Source organism: Cypionkella sp. PAMC25878, assembly GCF_058135695.1.
The window spans coordinates 2,493,069-2,509,973 of sequence record NZ_CM176871.1; the positions used below are offsets into that span (position 1 = coordinate 2,493,069).

Sequence of the window (16,905 nt, forward strand, 5' to 3'; positions counted from 1 at the left end):
GGGCGGCCAACCGCCCCCTTTTTGGAGATTGCTATGAAAGCGCGCGTAACGGTCATGCTGAAATCTGGCGTTCTGGATGTGCAAGGCGAGGCGGTGCGTCACGCGCTTGGCACGCTGGGCTTTGCTGGGGTGAACGGTGTGCGGCAGGGTAAAGTGATCGAGCTTGATTTGGCAGAGACAGACAAAGCTGCCGCCGAGGCTGCTGCCCGCGCCATGTGTGACAAGCTGTTGGCGAATGCGGTGATTGAAAGCTACCGGGTCGAATTGATCTAAATCCGGTGCGTGCAACAACGCGATTTTCGCGCGAAAATCGTGCATGGAATTCGTGCGAGTTCCGTGCCGGGGCTTCAACGGGATTTTTGGCTGGAAGCACCATGCGGATTGCGTTATGCGCGGGCCATCCCAATTTATCGGAGTGCTGCCCATGAAAGCCGCCGTCGTCACCTTTCCCGGCTCGAACTGCGACCGTGATCTTGCTGTAGCATTTGAGCGCGTCGGTTTTGAGGTGTCGCGGGTCTGGCACAAGGACACGGCGCTGCCAGCAGGCACCGATGTCGTCGGGGTTCCGGGCGGGTTTTCCTTTGGTGACTATCTGCGCTGCGGCGCGATTGCGGCGCAGTCGCCGATTGCGGCGGCCATTCGCAGCCATGCTGACCGGGGCGGCTATGTGTTGGGGATTTGCAACGGCTTTCAGGTGCTGACCGAAATGCAACTGCTGCCGGGGGCGTTGATGCGCAATGCGGGCCTCAAGTTCATCTGCAAAACCGTTGGCTTGCAAGTGGCCACGGCTGACAGCGCGTTCACCAGTGCTTACGCCAAAGGCCAGCAGATCGCGGTGCCGGTGGCGCATCACGACGGCAATTATACCATTGATGCCGAAGGGCTGGCTGCTTTGCGCGCCGAAGATCGCATCGCTTTCACCTACACCCAAAATCCCAATGGCGCTGCGGCTGACATCGCGGGCGTGCTCTCGGCCAACCGTCGCGTGCTGGGGATGATGCCGCATCCTGAGCGGGTGGTGGATGCCCGTACAGGCGGCACCGATGGTGCTGCGCTGTTTGCCAGCCTGATGGGCGGGATGGCGCTGGCCTGTGTCCCTTCGGCTTGAGGCCGGGCTTGGGCGGGCTTAAACTTACGCGATGCAAAGCCGCAGCCGATCCAAACGTATGTCAGATGCAGCGCCGGGGAAATCCTGGCGGATTCGGCTGGCTGCTACCCTATTGATCTTGCTGGCAGTCGGCGTGGTCCTGATCACCAACCGCTGGCTGTCAGAACGCTTTACTGAGACCACCCGCAACCGGGCCGAACTGCGCTTGGCGCTCTATTCCGGCAATATGCTGTCAGAAGTGCAGCGCACGGCGGTGGTGCCGCTGTTGCTGGCCGATGATCCGGCGATTCGCGACTCGTTGAAAAAGAATTCGTTTTCCCGCACCACCTTGCGGTTGATCGAGGTGCAAAAGGAAATCGGCGTCGCCTCGATCCTGCTGCTCGACAAAGACGGCTGGACGGTGGGGGCGACCAATCGCAATCTGCTGGGCACCTCGCACCGCAATGACGGCTATTTTGTCGATGCCAAGCGCACCAAGGACACGGTGTTCTCTGTCACGCCACAGCCCGGCGGTGCCTATGATTTCACCTATTCGCGGATGATTGAGGCGGATGGTCAGGTGCAGGGCGTGATCGTGGTTGCGGTCGACATGATGAAGCACGAGCGCGCTTGGGCGGGGTTGCAGGATGCGGTTTTGGTGGCCAATTCCGAAGCCACCGTGATTCTTGCGACCGAGCCTTCGTGGCGCAGCAAGCCGGTGGCGCAGGCGCTTTCGCCGACCGACAGCCCCTCGGCCTTGGATCGCGCTTTGAAGGGGGCTGCGGATTGGGCGCAGAATCCGCCGGATGCTTATGTGTCCGGCGAGGCGGTGTTGCGCACCGAGGCGCGGGTGCCATTTCAGGGTTGGAAGATGGTGACCTTCACCGCCTACGATTCTGTGCGCGAAAGGGTCAACGGCGTGATTGCATTGGAAATCATGGGCTTCGCGATTTTCACCGCTTTGACGTTTTATGTGCTGTCGCGCCGGGCTTGGTCGCAATCGGTGTCGTTCCAGCGCGAATCGGCGGAACTGAGGTTGCTGAACGCGCGTTTGAGCCGAGAGATTGCCGAGCGGGAAAAGGTGCAGAAGACGCTGGAAGTGGCGGAGCTGACCCTCGCGCAATCCTCGAAGCTTGCGGCTTTGGGCGAGATGTCAGCGGCGGTGAGCCACGAGTTAAACCAGCCTTTGGCCGCGATGAAAACCTATCTCGCGGGCGCGCGGCTGCTGTTACAGCGCAAGCGCCCAGATGAGGCTTTGTCCAGCTTCCAACGCATTGATGATCTGATCGACCGCATGGGAGCGATCACCCGGCAGCTGAAATCCTACGCGCGTAAGGGAGGCGAGGCGTTTGAGCCTGTCGATCTGCGCGCCTGCATCTCTTCAGCTTTGGCGATGATGGAACCACAGTTGAAACAGCGCGTTGTGAAGATAACCCGGACTGTGCCACGTCAACCGGTGATGGTGATGGCGGATCGGCTGCGGTTGGAGCAAGTTATTATCAATTTGTTGCGAAATGCGCTGGATGCCACCAAAGACTCGCTTGATCCGCAGATCGACCTCTTGTTGACGGTGGGTGAGAGCGCCACGTTGGCGGTACGCGATAACGGCATTGGCATTGGCGATATCGGCTCGATCTTTGAGCCGTTCTACACGACGAAAAAGCCGGGCGAGGGCGTGGGCCTTGGTCTGGCGATCTCTTCGGGCATTGTCACCGATCTGGGTGGGCGCTTGACGGCGCATAACCCCGAAGCTGGTGGCGCTGTGTTCGAAGTTCAACTGCCCCTGTTGGGCAAAGAAGCAAAAGCAGCGGAATGAGGGCGGCATGGCACGGGCGATGAAAGTGGCGATTGTGGACGACGAGGCCGATATGCGCGCCTCGATCAGCCAGTGGCTGGCCCTGTCGGGGTTTGACACCGAGACATATGCGAGCGCGGAAGAGGCGTTGAAGGCCTTGGGGCCGGAATGGCCGGGGGTCGTGGTGTCTGACATCAAGATGCCGGGCATGGATGGCATGGCGTTTTTGAAGCGGCTGATGGGGATGGATTCCGGCCTTCCCGTGATCCTGATCACCGGGCATGGCGATGTGCCGATGGCGGTGGAGGCAATGCGGGTTGGGGCCTATGATTTCCTCGAAAAACCGTTCAACCCGGACCGGATGACCGAACTTGCCAAACGCGCGACGATGGCGCGGCGGCTAACGCTTGATAACCGGGCTTTGCGGCGTGAGTTGTCGGATGGCTCGATCCTGATGAAAAAGCTGGTTGGGGCCAGCCCGGCGATGGAGCGGCTGCGCGAGGATATTCTCGATCTGGGACAAGCCGATAGCCATGTGCTGATTGATGGTGAGACCGGGACGGGCAAGACCTTGGTGGCCCATGCTTTGCACGCTGTCGGGCCGCGGGGATCGAAGAAATTCGTCACGGTGTCTTGTGCGGCGTGGAGCGAGGATCAACTGGCGGCCAAGCTGTTCGGGCCTTCGGATGATGGCAACCTGCCACTGGTCGAGGAAGCCCGTGGCGGCACGTTGTGTCTTGAGGATATTGAGGCACTGAGCCATCCGCTGCAATCGCGCCTGCTGACGCTGATCAATGAACAGGGCATGCCACCGGAAACCCGCATCATAGCGATCTGCAATGAACACGCGCCGGATAAGACGTTGGAAGACGTGTTGCGGTCCGATCTGTTTTACCGTCTGGGCGCGATGACCATCATCTGCCCGCCGTTGCGCGCACGGGGTGAGGATATTCTGACGCTGTTCACCCGGTCGTCGGAGCAATTTGCCGAGGAATATGGCTGCGATGCCCCGCAGGTGACAGCACAAGAGGCCGCGCAACTGCTGCAAGCGCCATGGCCGGGCAATGTCCGGCAACTGGTCAATATTGCGGAACGCGCGGTGTTGCAGAATCGGCGGGGGTCCGGCTCGATTGCCTCGCTGCTGATGGCGGATAACGAGGCTTCCGGGCCTGCGCTGACCACTGAGGGCAAGCCGCTGAAAGACTATGTCGAGGCGTTCGAGCGCATGTTGATCGACAACACCATGCGGCGGCATAAGGGTTCGATTACCGGCGTCATGGATGAATTGTGCCTGCCACGCCGGACGCTGAACGAAAAGATGGCGAAGTATGGTTTGCAGCGGCAAGATTATGTTTAAGCGGCAGGCTGGGTGGTTCCGCGCCAAGCGCAGAACCACCCAGCCTGCACCCTGCAACCAACGCAAATCACCCATTGTCATCGCTGCCCGTTTCCCGTTAGGGTTACAGCCAAGCGATTTTATATCGCCAAAGAATTCTCTGCCTCAGCAATCTGGCGCGCTCACCGCGCCGAAAACCGGGGTGGTCGGATCGGCCGCAAGGCCGGATTATTGCTCGTAAGTGACTGATAACACAGGATCAAACCGGGCTTTTTTAGGTGGGCGGCGTAAGCTGTCCAAACGTGAACCGCGATGATGTGCGCGACATTGGCAATTCAAGGCGAGGGGTGCCCACCGGGCACAGCCCGCCTATTTGCGTTGCGCGCAGCCGCCCGAACAAGTCGCCTCTTTGTGTCAAACACCCGCTTTGGTCCGCCAAGCGGGTTTTCGCATGACAGGCGCAATGGATTGATATGTCAAAGAAAATGCTTATCGACGCCACCCATGCCGAGGAAACTCGGGTTGTTGTGGTCGATGGAAACAAGGTCGAAGAATTCGATTTTGAAACCGTAAACAAGCGCCAGCTTGCCGGAAATATCTACCTCGCCAAAGTGACCCGCGTGGAGCCTTCGCTGCAGGCGGCCTTTGTTGAATATGGCGGAAACCGTCACGGCTTCTTGGCTTTTGCCGAAATTCACCCGGATTATTACCAGATCCCCGTGGCCGATCGCAAAGCCCTGCTGGACGAAGAACGCGCCTTCAACCGCGCGCAGGATGAAGAAGACAACCGCCGCTCGCGCCCGCGTCCCAAGCCGCAACAGCAGCGCCCGCGCGCTGAAGCCGTTGAGGGCGACGCTGTACAGTCGTCTGAGATCAGCAGCATGGATGTGGTGGATCTTGGGGATGAAACTGGTGCCGATGCGCTGGTGCAATCCGCGCCCGCCGATGTGGTGGAACAGCCGCATCACGACCACGATCATCACGATCACAGCCATACCCACAACGTCGCCTCGGTGGATGCCGAGGAAGGCGACGCGGTCTATCGCTCGATTGATCACGCCTCGGACACAGACGATGAGATCGAATCCATCGCCGAAGAAGATGTGTCGGAAGAAATTTCCGCGCCGCGCAAGCCTCGGGCCCGGCGCTATAAAATCCAAGAAGTGATCAAGGTCCGGCAGATCATGCTGGTGCAGGTGGTCAAGGAAGAGCGCGGCAACAAGGGCGCTGCCCTCACCACCTACCTCAGCCTTGCGGGCCGCTATTGCGTGCTGATGCCGAACACCGCGCGCGGCGGCGGGATTTCCCGCAAGATCACCCAAGCCGCTGACCGCAAAAAGCTGAAAGAGATCGCCACCGAAATCGAAGTGCCGGAAGGCGCGGGCCTGATTATTCGGACGGCTGGTGCCAAGCGCACCAAGCCCGAGATCAAGCGCGACTACGAATACCTGATGCGGTTGTGGGAACAGATCCGCGAACTGACCCTGAAGTCGATTGCGCCCGCCGCGATCTACGAGGAAGGCAATCTGATCAAACGCACGATCCGCGATCTCTATAGCCGCGAGATTGACGAGATTTTGGTTGAAGGCGAGGCGGGTTACCGCACCGCGAAAGACTTCATGCGGATGATCATGCCAAGCCACGCCAAAGCGGTGGTGCGCTATGATGATCCCACCCCGCTGTTCGCGAAATATCAGGTCGAAAGCTATCTCGGCGGCATGTTCAACCCGACGGTGCAGCTGAAATCCGGCGGCTATATCGTGATCGGCATCACCGAAGCGCTGGTGGCGGTCGACGTGAACTCCGGTCGCGCCACCAAAGAGGGGTCCATCGAGGACACCGCTTTGAAGACCAACCTTGAGGCCGCCGAAGAAGTCGCACGCCAACTGCGTCTGCGCGATTTGGCTGGCCTGATCGTGATTGACTTCATCGACATGGAAGAGCGCCGCAACAACGCAGCCGTCGAGAAGAAGCTGAAAGACAAACTGAAAACCGACCGCGCGCGGATTCAGGTCGGGAGGATTTCTGGCTTTGGTCTGATGGAAATGTCGCGTCAGCGGTTGCGTCCGGGGATGCTGGAATCGACCACACAGCCCTGCTCGCATTGCCATGGCACCGGGCTGATCCGCTCGGATGATAGCCTTGGTTTGCAAGTGTTGCGCGCGTTGGAAGAAGAAGGCACGCGGAAACGCTCGAAAGAGGTGCTGCTGCGCGCGCCGATTGGCATCGTGAACTTCCTGATCAACGGCAAGCGCGAGCATATTGCTTTGATTGAGGCCCGCTATGGCATGGCGGTGCGGATTGAATGTGATCCGGCAATGATCAGCCCAGATTTCTCGATTGAGAAGTTCAAAACCGCGACCCGCGTGGTGCCGGAAGGCTCCTCAGTCATTTCGGGCAATGCCTCGCTGATGGGCGCGCCGGTGGCGGAAGAAGACGACGAAGATATCATCGACGATGTGGATGATGTGGATGAGTCCGAAGTGGTTGAGGCGGCCCCGGTTGCGGCGGCAGCGACGGCTGCGGCGACGAATGGCGACGGTGGCACTGGCAAAAAACGCCGCCGTCGGCGTCGTCGCAAGAAGCCCGGTCAGTCGGGTGAGGCTATCGCTGGATCGGATGCTGAAGGCGACGACGGCGATGATGATGGCGACGACGAGGCGGGCGATGATGCGCCCTCGGCGGTCACCGAAATCGCAGCAGAGGCCCCGGTAGAGGCGGCCGCTGAGGTCGAAGTGAAAAAGCCAACCCGCACCCGCGCGCCGCGTGGCAGCAAATCTGCGGCGGCAGGGGCTGCGGTAGTGGCTGCAGCGGAAGCGCCCGCAGCCGAGGCGGTCAAGCCCGCCCGCAGCCGCTCGCGCGGCAGGGCCGTGAAGGTGGAACCTGTGGCGGAAGTCGCGGCCGAAGCTCAGGTCGCGGAAACCCTCGTTGTGGCTGAAGAAAAGCTGAAACCGACGCGCAGCCGCACTAGCCGCGCTAAGCCGAAAGCCGAAGTGGTGGTTGAAGCTGTTGTATCTGAGGTGCCCACCTCGGTCGCGGTTGAAGCTGTCGCAGAAGCTGCTCCGGTGGCAATCGCACCGGTTCTGCAAGCCGATCCGGGTCTGGTTGAAGCGGCCCCTTCGGCCAGCCCGCATGTCGATCCCGGCCTTGCCGACGCCGCGGTGGAGCCCGCCGAAGACGATGGCCCCGCCAGGCCGAAAAAGCGCGGCTGGTGGTCTTTGGGCCGCTAAAGCTCAGAATTTGATTGGGGGGCGGTGGGAAAACCCGCCGCCCTTTCTCTATCCGCGCCGGATCAAATAGGCGCTGCCGCCATCCACGTCGCTGGCTCCCAGATAATCATGCCCGGCTCCAGCGCAGAAATGCGGCAGATCAATCGCCGCCATCTTGTCACTGGCCAGCACCCGCAAAACCTGACCCGCAGCCATACCGATCAACCGCTTGCGCGCCTTGAGCACGGGCAGGGGGCAAAGCAGCCCCAAGCAATCCAACTCCACATCCCAATCCATACCAAGCCCATCCTCTGCGCTCAAATATCCCCGCCGGAGGCTTTGATGCCAGCCCAAAATGCCGCACGCAGACGTGAGGCGGCCTCACGTGACCTTTGCCGCCAACTGCGATAGACCCGTGCAAAACGGAGTTTTCATGTTCGGCATCGACATCTTTGACGCAAGCCTGATCCCGGCGATGCTGGTGGCCCTAGTGGCGGGCATACTGTCGTTCCTGTCGCCTTGCGTGCTGCCCATCGTGCCGCCCTACCTTGCCTATATGTCCGGCATTTCAGTCACCGAGATGAAAACTGGCCGCTCGCCGCTGCTCGCCGCGCTGTTCTTCGTGCTTGGCCTCTCGACCGTGTTCCTACTGCTCGGCCTCGCCGCCTCGACCTTTGGCGCGTTTTTCCTCGGCAATGCCAGCACCTTCGCCACCATCGCCGGAGTGGTGGTGATGATCTTCGGTGCGCATTTCATCGGCATCTACCGCATCGGCTTTCTTGATCGTGAGATGCGGCTGGATGCAGGCGATCAAGGTGGCTCGGCCTTCGGCGCTTACGTTCTCGGCCTCGCCTTCGCCTTCGGCTGGACACCCTGCATCGGCCCGCAACTGGGCGCGATCCTGTCCCTCGCCGCACAAGAAGGCAATGTCGCGCGTGGCATGACCCTGCTGGCGGTCTATGCGGCGGGTCTGGGCATCCCCTTCCTGTTGGTCGCCGCCTTCTTCACCCGCCTTGCCCCCTTCGTGGCTTTCATGAAACGCCACGCCGAGCGGATCGAGAAGATCATGGGCCTGCTGCTGTGGACCATTGGCCTGTTGATGCTGACGGGTGGTTTTTCATCCTTCTCCTACTGGTTGCTGGAGAATGTGCCCTTCCTCGCCAATCTGGGTTAGAATTCTCCCCCTTAAAATCGCCCAATTCCTCTGCCATGATGCCGTCAACTGGACAGAGGCATGATGGAACCGATCACCCCGCAAGCATTTCCCGATCAGCGCGTGCATCGCAGGTGGGTGTTTTATATCCCCGGCTACGATCCAATTCATCCGCGCCGCTACCGCGAGCTTTACCGCAAGGAAGGTCAAGCGCAGGCGCAGATCTCGGGCTATCAGCTTGCTTTGAAACCGAAAAAGACTGGTGGTCCTTATGGTTGGCATGTGACCGGCACGATGGATGGGGCGGTGACCGAGGCGGATGTCGAGGTGCTGGTGTGGTCTGATATCGTCAAAACCTCGATGGCGCGGGGGATTCTGGCGACCTATCTGCAACTGCTGCACACCGCCTATGCCTATATCGGCTCGGGCGCGGTGTTTCGACTGGCGGGTTTGCGCAAGGGGCCGATGATCGCGGCCCTCTATCCGTTTGTGTTTCTGCTGGCAGAGTTGCTTTTGGCTTGCTTGGCAGGTTGGGGCGTCGGTGAATTGGTGGCTTATGCGCATCCGGCTTTGGGCTGGGCGGCGGGTCTGGGGGTGATCTGGGCGCTGCTGCGGGCCTTCAAGCGCTGGGATAACAAGATTTTCGCCTATTACCTCATGCATGATTACGCCTATTCGGCGCAGGCGGGCGGGGCCAATCCGCCGGAACTCGAAGCCCGGATGACGGCGTTTCGTCTGTCGATCCGCGACGCTATGACGGCGGGTTTTGATGAGATTCTGGTGGTTGGCCATTCCTCGGGCGCGCATCTGGCGGTGTCTATTCTGGCCGATCTGCTGCGCGAAGGTCTGCCCGCAAAGGCGGCGCGGCTGGCGTTTTTGTCACTGGGGCAGGTAGTGCCGATGGTGTCCTTCTTGCCGAAAGCCAAGCGTCTGCGTGCGGATCTGCACTATCTCTCCGCAAGCGAGGAACTGGTTTGGGTCGATGTGACCGCCCCCGGCGATGGCTGCGCCTTTGCGTTATGCGATCCTGTGGCGGTGACGGGTGTGGCTCCGCCGGATAAACGCTGGCCCCTGGTAATATCGGCCGCGTTCACCCAAACCCTGTCTCCCACACGGTGGAAAGAGTTGCGCTGGAAGTTTTTCCGGCTGCATTTTCAATACCTGTGCGCCTTTGATCGCCCCGGTGACTACGATTACTTCCAGATCACTGCCGGGCCGCTTAGTTTGGCCGACCGCTACCGCGACCGCGCCCCCTCAAAAAACCGCATCACCCGCCCCGCTTCTGGCTACCGGGACATGGCATGATCCCGCCTAAGCCGCGCCCGCGCGCCGACAAGGTTTCGCTGCTGCAATATCTCCGGTTGTTCCGCGCCGATATCCTGTCGGCACAACCCGCGCGGCTCTATCGGGCCTGGATGGCCGAGTTCCGCACGCCATTCTTCCGCAGCTATATGTGCAACGATCCGGCTTTGGTGAACCGGGTTTTGATCGAGCGGCCCGATGATTTCCCCAAATCCAACCGCATCCGTGAGGGGCTGAACCCGCTGCTCGGCAATTCGGTTTTTGTGACCAATGGCGAGGTCTGGAAGCGTCAGCGTCGTATCATCGACCCGGCATTTGAGGGCGGGCGGCTGCGCGATACTTTCCCCGCGATGTGGGCGGCGGGGCAGGCGGCGGTGGCGCGGATGCCGCTGGGGGAGGTCGAGGTTGAGGCGGAGATGAGCCACGCGGCGGCGGATGTGATCTTCCGCACGCTGTTCTCAATCCCGATTGAGCATGAGGTGGCTGCGGCGGTTTTCGCCGAATTCCGCACTTATCAGCGCGCGCAACCCATTCTCAACCTTGCGGCTTTTCTACCCTTGCCGAAATGGGTGCCGCGGTTTCATCGCCCTGCCACCAAGCGTTCGGCGGCGGTGATCCGGGGGCTGATCACGCGATTGACGGAAGGACGCGCGGTTGAGATTGCGGCGGGGACGGCGCCGGATGATTTGGCGACCAAGATCATGACAACCGCCGATCCGCAGACAGGAGAACGGTTTGAAACCGCTGAGATGGTCGATCAGGTGGCGATTTTCTTTCTGGCCGGGCATGAAACCAGCGCTTCGGCTTTGTCATGGGCGCTGCTGATGCTGGCGATGGACCCCGATGTGCAGGAAAAGGTCGCAGGCGAGGCGCTGGCTTTGGGCGATCGGCCGGAATTTTCTGCGCTGTCCAAATTGCGCTTCACCCGCGATGTGTTCCGCGAGGTGCTGCGGCTGTATCCTCCGGTGCCAATGATGGTGCGCGAAAATGCGGTGCCCGAGGAGATGCGGGGGCGTAAGGTGGCTCGCGGGGCGCAAATTGTGCTTAGCCCGTGGCATCTGCACCGCCACGAACGCATCTGGGCGCACCCCGATGAATTTGACCCAAGCCGTTGGCAAACTGAGGAAAACCGCGCCTGCGCCCGCGATGCCTATATGCCGTTCTCGGCGGGTCCCCGGGTTTGTACTGGCGCGGGTTTTGCGATGGTGGAAGGTACTCTGCTGCTGGCACTGCTCGTGCGGGCGTTCCGGTTTGAATGTGTGGCGGGGCGTGAGGCTGTGCCCATGGCGCATCTGACGGTGCGCGCGAAAGACGGTATTTGGCTGCGGATCAGTCGGCGTTAACGGCGTAACTGAGCTAGCACAAACAACCGGATTGCCGAGGCGAGGCCAATGTCATCCGCGCGGCCCGCGTCGATTTCTGCGGCCAGGGCGTTCAGGGTTTGGCCGCGCGCGCGGGCGATTTCGCAAAAGCCGTCCCAAAATGCGGCTTCCAGCGAGATCGAGGTGCGGTGGCCCTTCAGCGTCACCGAATGTTTGACGGGCCTGCCGCTCATTCCGGGTCTTTCGGGGTCAGCGCGTGGCCATCAAGATCGCGCTTTTCCTTATCCAAACGCGCAGCTTCCAGCGCCTTATCACCTTTGCGGCGGCCAAATTTCACAGCATTGGCATCCGCCTGCGAGCGGGCTTCAAGCCGATCTTTGGCCTTCCGCACCGCGCGCAGGTTGATAATCTCAGCCATTAGCCTTTCGGCCCAATCATATCCTCGGGCCGCACCACGCGGTCAAAGGTTTCGCTGTCAACATAACCCAAAGTGATGGCTTCCTCGCGCAGGGTGGTGCCGTTTTTATGCGCGGTTTTGGCGACTTTGGTGGCCGCATCATAGCCGATGGTGGGGGCCAAAGCCGTCACCAGCATCAGCGATTCTTTCATCAACTTGTTGATGCGGGCGATATTGGCTTGGGTACCGACAACCATATTGTCGGTGAACGACCCCGCCGCATCGCCCAAAAGCTGCATGCTTTGCAAGACGTTATAGGACATCATCGGGTTGTAGACATTCAATTCGAAATGCCCCTGCGATCCCGCAAACCCCACAGCTGCGTCATTGCCCATCACCTGCGCGCACACCATGGTCAAAGCTTCGGCTTGGGTCGGGTTGACCTTGCCCGGCATGATGGAACTACCGGGCTCGTTCTCTGGCAGGATCAATTCGCCCAAACCGGAACGCGGGCCAGAGCCCAAAAGGCGCAGGTCGTTGGCGATTTTGAACAGCGAAGCGGCGACAGTTTTCAACGCCCCCGAGAACATCACCATGGCATCATGGGCGGCCAAAGCCTCGAACTTATTCGGGGCGGTGACAAACGGCAGGTTGGTGATCTCGGCAATCGCCGCAGCAACCCGAACATCCCAGCCGACGCGGGTGTTCAGGCCTGTGCCAACAGCGGTGCCACCTTGAGCCAATTCATAAATGTCGGGCAGGCACATCTTCACCCGCGCGATGCCTTTTTCAACTTGCTTGGCATAGCCGGAGAATTCTTGGCCCAAGGTCAGCGGGGTCGCGTCTTGGGTATGGGTGCGGCCGATCTTGATAATATCTTTAAATTCAATGGCCTTAGCATCCAAAGCCGCATGTAGCTTGACCAAACCCGGCAGCAGCACATCGCGCGCCATCATGCCGATAGCGACATGCATCGCGGTGGGGAAGGTGTCGTTCGACGATTGCCCCATATTGACGTGATCGTTCGGATGCACCGGCTTTTTGCTGCCCTTCACGCCGCCCAGCATCTCAATCGCGCGGTTTGAGATCACTTCGTTGGCGTTCATGTTCGACTGTGTGCCAGAGCCGGTCTGCCAGACCACCAGTGGGAAGTTGTCATCAAATTTGCCGTCGATGACTTCTTCCGCGGCTTTGGCAATCGTCTCGCCCAAGCCCAGATCAATGTCGCCCTGGGCGATGTTGACCAGCGCGCAGGCCTTTTTGATCACGCCCAAAGCGCGGACGATGGCAATCGGCTGACGCTCCCAGCCAATCGGGAAGTTCTGGATCGAGCGCTGGGTTTGCGCGCCCCAGTATTTATCGGCGGGAACTTCCAGCGGGCCAAAGCTGTCGGTTTCGGTGCGAGTGGCGGACATCTGCAAGCCTCCAAATTAAGATGCCTGCGGCTTAGCGTGGCAGGCTCAAAAATTCAATCGGTATGCAGCGGTATACCGAAATTTTCCGAACTCAGGCGCGCTGGAAGATGAAAATCCGGGCGGGCGGGATATTTAGCCAGACTTTCGGCCCCGCGATAACCTTTAGACCCAACCGACCCAACTGTTCGGTCGACAATGCTGGCTTGGCGCCGTAAGTGAATTGGACATAAGTTCCGTTGGGGCCGAGGATTTCAAACGCGGCCTTCACGATGGATTCGCGCACCGCTATGGGCATCGACAGCAGCGGCAGGCCGGAAATCACCGCCTCAACGCCGGGTTCGACGTTGCCAACAACCGATTGTGCGGCAGCGTTGTGCACGGTGATGTTGGGGAATTTCTGCCGCAGCAACTCGGTAAAGCTGGGGCTCATCTCATACAGAGTCAGGTTTTCCGGCGGCAGGCCGGTTTCCAAAATGCCGCTGGTCAGAACGCCGGTTCCGGGCCCGAATTCAACCACACGCCCCGAATTTGGCCCTAAACCTTGCGCCATGGCGCGGGCCAGCCAACGAGAAGACGGCACCACAGAGGAGACTTGCAGCGGATTGCTCAGGAATTGACGCAAGAACAGTGTGGTTTCTTTGGGCATCGCAGCCTCCTGTAAAACATCCAAGTCTATTGCTTGCGGAATTTATCCAGCCGGACAATCTGCGCTTCGCCCTGTGGCGGCGGCGGATCGTCTTCGGGGTCTTCATCTTCGTCGTCTTCGTCTTCATGAGTTTCAAACCGCAGACCAAACTCAACCGACGGGTCAACAAAGGTGCGCACGGCGTCGAAAGGGATCACAAGATGCTCGGGTTGGTTGCCGAAATTCAGCGTGATTTCAAAGCCTTCGTCGGTGACGATCAGGTCTTCAAACCAATGTTGCACCACAATCGTCATCTCACCGGGGTAGCGTGAGCGCAGCCAGTCGGCCATAACAACCTGCTCAACCGTGGTGTCAAAGGTGATGAAGAAATGATGCGCGCCGGGGAGACCGTGGACCGACACATCCTTGAGAACGGTTTGAATCAATCCCCGCATCGCGCGGTGCATGAGGTTTCCGTAATCAATCGACTTCGCCATGAGCCACCCCTTCGTAATGCTGCCACCATAGGGGATTCGGGCCTAAAGGGAAGGGGGGCGGCTCAGAATGCTGCAACTGCAGCGGAAGTTATCGCGCAGAGGGCGAGGACCCCCAGCAGCGGCCAGTGGCGGCGCAGCAGCAGGTAGGCGGCTATGCCTGCAAGGGCGGTAGGTAGGGTTTTGAGGCTGGTGGGGTCGGGCCAGATCAGTTGCAGCGGGCCGAGACTGAGCGGGGTGACGCTGGCGAAGATCACATGGGCCGCGAACCACAGCGACAGATTGGCGATGACGCCGACGACGGCGGCGGTGATGGATTTGAGCGCTTGGCTTAGGCGCGGGGCGTGGGTGAGGCGTTCGATCCACGGCGCGCCTGCGAATATCCACAGAAAGCAGGGGGCGAAGGTCATCCAGAGGGTGATCAGCGCGCCTGCGAGGCCCATGGCAATGCCCTGTTTGGCGGCGGCGAGGTAGCCGACAAACTCGGTGACAAGGATCAACGGGCCGGGGGTGGTTTCGGCAAGGCCCAAGCCGTCGATCATCTGTGGTAGGGTAAGCCATTGTTTTTGCTGCACCACATCCTGTGCCATCCATATCAGCACCGCATAGGCACCGCCGAAGGTCAGCATCGCGAGTTTGGAGAAGAACAAAGCGATGTCGGCGAGAATAGCGGGGGCGAACAGCACAATCAGGGCAAGCGGCACCAGCCAGACCGCGCCCCAGATCGCCGTGGCGCGCAGGGATTCCGCCCAAGGGGTGGGCATGGCTGTGGTGGTGGAAGAATTTGATTTTGCGGTAAAAAATCCCCAGAGGCCAGCGGCAAGAATCACGGCGGGGAAAGGGGCAGCGAAGAAGAACAGGGCTGCGAAGGCGAGAGCCGCGGTGATCCATTGTGGGCGGGATTTCAGGGCGCGTTTGGAGACGCGCAACAGGGCCTCGATGACCACGGCCAAGACGGCGGCTTGTATGCCTGTGAACATAGCGGCGACGAGTGGCAGGGTGCCCCATGCGGCGTAGATCATTGATAACGCTAGGACGATGAGCGCGCCGGGGAGGACGAACAACCCGCCGGCGATCAGCCCGCCGATTGTGCCGTGTTTGCGCCAGCCGATCCATGTGGCGAGTTGCATTGCCTCGGGGCCGGGCAGCAGCATGCAGAACGACAGGGCCGAGAGGTACTCCTCCTCGGTCACCCAGTGTTTCTCGTCGACCAATTCGCGGTGCATCAGGGCGATTTGGGCGGCGGGACCGCCGAAGGACAGGATGCCAATGCGGGCAAAGGCGCGGGTGAGGTCGGGGAGCGTGGTCATGCGCTGCGGCCTACGGGCCAGTCGTGGCCTTCATCATGACCATCGCGCGCCCAGCGGTAGAGGGCATCGTAGATTGTCATCCCGACGGCCAGTTGTTCAAGGTCGTCACGGTATTGCCGGGACAGGCCGACAGAAATTGCAAGCAGGCCAGCGGCTTGGGGGGATAGGTCGTGACGGTCGGTGTCTGCGGCACGCACGACCAAGGCAAGGCGTTGCAGAGCATCGATGTGCAGCGCGAACTCGGTTATCAGGCTGTCGAAGGTGCAGGTGTCACCGCGGTGGCTGTAAAAGCAGTCTTCGATGTCGAAGGGGGTGGCGTTGAAACGGACGGCGACGGATTGGACCTCGGACGGGGCGACGAACAGGAAGCGGGCGGTGGGGTCGATGAAGCGGCGGATCAGCCAAGGGCAGGCGATGCGGTCGATTTTGGGGCGGTGGCGGGTGACCCAGAGGTTTGTTGGCGGTAGGGCTTTGAACGCGATCATTGGAAGGCCTGCCCCGGCCCAAGCCATTGAGCCACCTTCCAAAACCTGCGCGTCAATCGATTGGCTGCGCAGGAGGGCTGCGACGCCTTCGGAAAGTTTGCGGCCCTTTTGGCAGACGACAATGACTTTTTGGCCCAGCAGATTGGTCGGGGCGGGATCGAAGCGATCATGCGGCAAGGTGAAACTGCCGGGGATCAACCGGGGATCGGCGGTGAGGTCTTCGGCAATGCGGATATCGACGATGGTCGGGGCATCGGGCAGGCCGATCAGGCGCATCAGTTGGGCGGGGGTGATCTGGTTTGGTCCGGGCATGGGGCATCCTGTGCGGTGACATGGGATGCGAGCCTTGGGCCTAAGCCTCACGGGGTGTTCGCGGACCCCATGAGTTTGGATAGGAAATTCGGGCGGATGCGTCAAGCGCGGACAAGCCAGTGCTGGATATTTTGCGCAGAATGCGAAGACAAACCAGCGCGCAATATTTTGAAAACAAAGAGGTAAAAGTGCCGGATTCTGTTGCCAGGTTCCGGCGGACCCCGCCTTACGCGGCTAAGCGCAAGGACTTAGTTTCGGCGACTCGAACTGCTTACGCAGCCAAAGCCATTGCCGGAGCACGGTTGTCATTTGCAACTGTACGTTTGGACCGATAACGGTGGTACCTCACCGAGCAAAAGCTGGCCCCTTTAGACGTTCGTCGATCCTGTTTCGACCCCACACGCCCCAAATGAAAGGGTGAATTGGTGGAGTCGCCGGGTACCGCCCCCGGGTCCGAGCCGTTTATTATGGGTGCGTTTATCGCCATAGTCCGAGTTACCCCGGACAGGGTGAATATAGGGGCAGGGGACTGGCGGCGCAAGGTGGTGTGCGGTCCCAACTCGGGACCTTTTTTATATGTTTTATATCAATGGGTTGTCGGTGTTGATTTAACACTTTGTTAAGGATTGCCGTGGTTTCTTGCGAGGCGCGCCCGCGCAAAGC

General features: G+C 60.3%; 16 protein-coding genes and 1 other RNA gene. 8 read left to right on the forward strand and 9 right to left on the reverse strand.

Annotated elements, in window-relative coordinates; translation table 11 throughout:
• The first annotated feature begins 33 nt into the window (after positions 1 to 33).
• The 5 genes from purS to ACS5RD_RS12110 all read left to right on the forward strand — a co-directional run bounded on the left by purS (position 34) and on the right by ACS5RD_RS12110 (position 7,448).
• The gene (gene purS, locus ACS5RD_RS12090) at positions 34 to 273 is read left to right on the forward strand and encodes a phosphoribosylformylglycinamidine synthase subunit PurS (RefSeq protein WP_054005075.1); all 240 of its coding nucleotides are present in this window, start codon (positions 34 to 36) and stop codon (positions 271 to 273) included.
• A gap of 151 nt (positions 274 to 424) precedes the next feature.
• Positions 425 to 1,108: a phosphoribosylformylglycinamidine synthase subunit PurQ gene (gene purQ / locus ACS5RD_RS12095; protein WP_489927634.1), complete on the forward strand. Its 684-nt coding sequence runs from the start codon at positions 425 to 427 to the stop codon at positions 1,106 to 1,108.
• Positions 1,109 to 1,166: 58 nt separating this feature from the next.
• Complete coding sequence (locus tag ACS5RD_RS12100) at positions 1,167 to 2,903, forward strand: sensor histidine kinase (RefSeq protein WP_489927635.1); 1,737 nt, start codon at positions 1,167 to 1,169, stop codon at positions 2,901 to 2,903.
• Between the two features lie 7 nt (positions 2,904 to 2,910).
• Positions 2,911 to 4,239 carry a sigma-54-dependent transcriptional regulator gene (locus ACS5RD_RS12105; protein ID WP_489927636.1) on the forward strand — a complete coding sequence of 443 codons (1,329 nt, stop codon included), beginning with the start codon at positions 2,911 to 2,913 and terminating at the stop codon, positions 4,237 to 4,239.
• 452 nt (positions 4,240 to 4,691) lie between these two features.
• Positions 4,692 to 7,448 (forward strand): Rne/Rng family ribonuclease, encoded by a 2,757-nt coding sequence (locus ACS5RD_RS12110; RefSeq protein ID WP_489927637.1) that lies wholly within the window; start codon positions 4,692 to 4,694, stop codon positions 7,446 to 7,448.
• A gap of 48 nt (positions 7,449 to 7,496) precedes the next feature.
• On the opposite strand, the gene ACS5RD_RS12115 is transcribed toward ACS5RD_RS12110, so the two are convergent.
• Positions 7,497 to 7,724, reverse strand: a complete 228-nt coding sequence (locus ACS5RD_RS12115; protein ID WP_489927638.1) for a sulfurtransferase TusA family protein — start codon at positions 7,722 to 7,724, stop codon at positions 7,497 to 7,499.
• A 136-nt stretch (positions 7,725 to 7,860) separates the two neighbouring features.
• On the opposite strand from ACS5RD_RS12115, the gene ACS5RD_RS12120 reads away from it, so the two are divergent.
• The 3 genes from ACS5RD_RS12120 to ACS5RD_RS12130 are packed head-to-tail and all read left to right on the forward strand — an operon-like array spanning position 7,861 to position 11,225.
• Positions 7,861 to 8,601, forward strand: a complete 741-nt coding sequence (locus ACS5RD_RS12120) for a cytochrome c biogenesis CcdA family protein (RefSeq protein WP_489931369.1) — start codon at positions 7,861 to 7,863, stop codon at positions 8,599 to 8,601.
• 60 nt (positions 8,602 to 8,661) lie between these two features.
• A complete protein-coding gene (locus ACS5RD_RS12125) occupies positions 8,662 to 9,885 on the forward strand; it encodes a hypothetical protein (RefSeq protein WP_489927639.1) in 1,224 nt (407 codons plus the stop codon).
• Positions 9,882 to 11,225: a cytochrome P450 gene (locus tag ACS5RD_RS12130; protein WP_489927640.1), complete on the forward strand. Its 1,344-nt coding sequence runs from the start codon at positions 9,882 to 9,884 to the stop codon at positions 11,223 to 11,225. The genes ACS5RD_RS12125 and ACS5RD_RS12130 overlap by 4 nt, the downstream gene beginning before the upstream one ends.
• Here ACS5RD_RS12130 and ACS5RD_RS12135 read toward each other — a convergent pair.
• The 8 genes from ACS5RD_RS12135 to ssrA form a co-directional block, all read right to left on the reverse strand.
• Positions 11,222 to 11,437, reverse strand: coding sequence for a ribbon-helix-helix domain-containing protein (locus ACS5RD_RS12135; protein WP_489927641.1), 216 nt, complete (start codon positions 11,435 to 11,437; stop codon positions 11,222 to 11,224). The genes ACS5RD_RS12130 and ACS5RD_RS12135 overlap by 4 nt on opposite strands.
• Positions 11,434 to 11,622: a DUF4169 family protein gene (locus ACS5RD_RS12140; protein ID WP_054005065.1), complete on the reverse strand. Its 189-nt coding sequence runs from the start codon at positions 11,620 to 11,622 to the stop codon at positions 11,434 to 11,436. Before ACS5RD_RS12140 ends, ACS5RD_RS12135 begins: the two co-directional genes overlap by 4 nt.
• Positions 11,622 to 13,016, reverse strand: a complete 1,395-nt coding sequence (gene fumC / locus ACS5RD_RS12145; RefSeq protein ID WP_489927642.1) for a class II fumarate hydratase — start codon at positions 13,014 to 13,016, stop codon at positions 11,622 to 11,624. The genes ACS5RD_RS12140 and fumC overlap by 1 nt, the downstream gene beginning before the upstream one ends.
• 91 nt (positions 13,017 to 13,107) lie before the next feature.
• Positions 13,108 to 13,662: a class I SAM-dependent methyltransferase gene (locus tag ACS5RD_RS12150; protein ID WP_054005063.1), complete on the reverse strand. Its 555-nt coding sequence runs from the start codon at positions 13,660 to 13,662 to the stop codon at positions 13,108 to 13,110.
• A gap of 26 nt (positions 13,663 to 13,688) precedes the next feature.
• A complete protein-coding gene (locus ACS5RD_RS12155) occupies positions 13,689 to 14,138 on the reverse strand; it encodes an SspB family protein (RefSeq protein ID WP_054005062.1) in 450 nt (149 codons plus the stop codon).
• 62 nt (positions 14,139 to 14,200) lie between these two features.
• The gene (gene chrA / locus ACS5RD_RS12160) at positions 14,201 to 15,445 is read right to left on the reverse strand and encodes a chromate efflux transporter (RefSeq protein ID WP_489927643.1); all 1,245 of its coding nucleotides are present in this window, start codon (positions 15,443 to 15,445) and stop codon (positions 14,201 to 14,203) included.
• Positions 15,442 to 16,242, reverse strand: a complete 801-nt coding sequence (locus ACS5RD_RS12165; RefSeq protein ID WP_489927644.1) for a chromate resistance protein ChrB domain-containing protein — start codon at positions 16,240 to 16,242, stop codon at positions 15,442 to 15,444. Before ACS5RD_RS12165 ends, chrA begins: the two co-directional genes overlap by 4 nt.
• Positions 16,243 to 16,429: 187 nt before the next feature.
• Positions 16,430 to 16,787: a transfer-messenger RNA gene (ssrA, locus tag ACS5RD_RS12170) on the reverse strand.
• Positions 16,788 to 16,905 lie beyond the last annotated feature (118 nt).

Bases quoted from the DNA above. Each gene is read 5' to 3' on its own strand.
- ACS5RD_RS12125 (WP_489927639.1), top strand. From the start codon at position 8,662: ATGATGGAACCGATCACCCCGCAAGCATTTCCCGATCAGCGCGTGCAT.
- ACS5RD_RS12120 (WP_489931369.1), top strand. From the start codon at position 7,861: ATGTTCGGCATCGACATCTTTGACGCAAGCCTGATCCCGGCGATGCTG.
- ACS5RD_RS12100 (WP_489927635.1), top strand. From the start codon at position 1,167: ATGTCAGATGCAGCGCCGGGGAAATCCTGGCGGATTCGGCTGGCTGCT.
- purS (WP_054005075.1), top strand. From the start codon at position 34: ATGAAAGCGCGCGTAACGGTCATGCTGAAATCTGGCGTTCTGGATGTG.
- ACS5RD_RS12155 (WP_054005062.1), bottom strand. From the start codon at position 14,138: ATGGCGAAGTCGATTGATTACGGAAACCTCATGCACCGCGCGATGCGG.
- ACS5RD_RS12105 (WP_489927636.1), top strand. From the start codon at position 2,911: ATGGCACGGGCGATGAAAGTGGCGATTGTGGACGACGAGGCCGATATG.
- fumC (WP_489927642.1), bottom strand. From the start codon at position 13,016: ATGTCCGCCACTCGCACCGAAACCGACAGCTTTGGCCCGCTGGAAGTT.
- chrA (WP_489927643.1), bottom strand. From the start codon at position 15,445: ATGACCACGCTCCCCGACCTCACCCGCGCCTTTGCCCGCATTGGCATC.
- ACS5RD_RS12130 (WP_489927640.1), top strand. From the start codon at position 9,882: ATGATCCCGCCTAAGCCGCGCCCGCGCGCCGACAAGGTTTCGCTGCTG.
- ACS5RD_RS12135 (WP_489927641.1), bottom strand. From the start codon at position 11,437: ATGAGCGGCAGGCCCGTCAAACATTCGGTGACGCTGAAGGGCCACCGC.
- ACS5RD_RS12110 (WP_489927637.1), top strand. From the start codon at position 4,692: ATGTCAAAGAAAATGCTTATCGACGCCACCCATGCCGAGGAAACTCGG.
- ACS5RD_RS12115 (WP_489927638.1), bottom strand. From the start codon at position 7,724: ATGGATTGGGATGTGGAGTTGGATTGCTTGGGGCTGCTTTGCCCCCTG.
- ACS5RD_RS12150 (WP_054005063.1), bottom strand. From the start codon at position 13,662: ATGCCCAAAGAAACCACACTGTTCTTGCGTCAATTCCTGAGCAATCCG.
- ACS5RD_RS12165 (WP_489927644.1), bottom strand. From the start codon at position 16,242: ATGCCCGGACCAAACCAGATCACCCCCGCCCAACTGATGCGCCTGATC.
- purQ (WP_489927634.1), top strand. From the start codon at position 425: ATGAAAGCCGCCGTCGTCACCTTTCCCGGCTCGAACTGCGACCGTGAT.
- ACS5RD_RS12140 (WP_054005065.1), bottom strand. From the start codon at position 11,622: ATGGCTGAGATTATCAACCTGCGCGCGGTGCGGAAGGCCAAAGATCGG.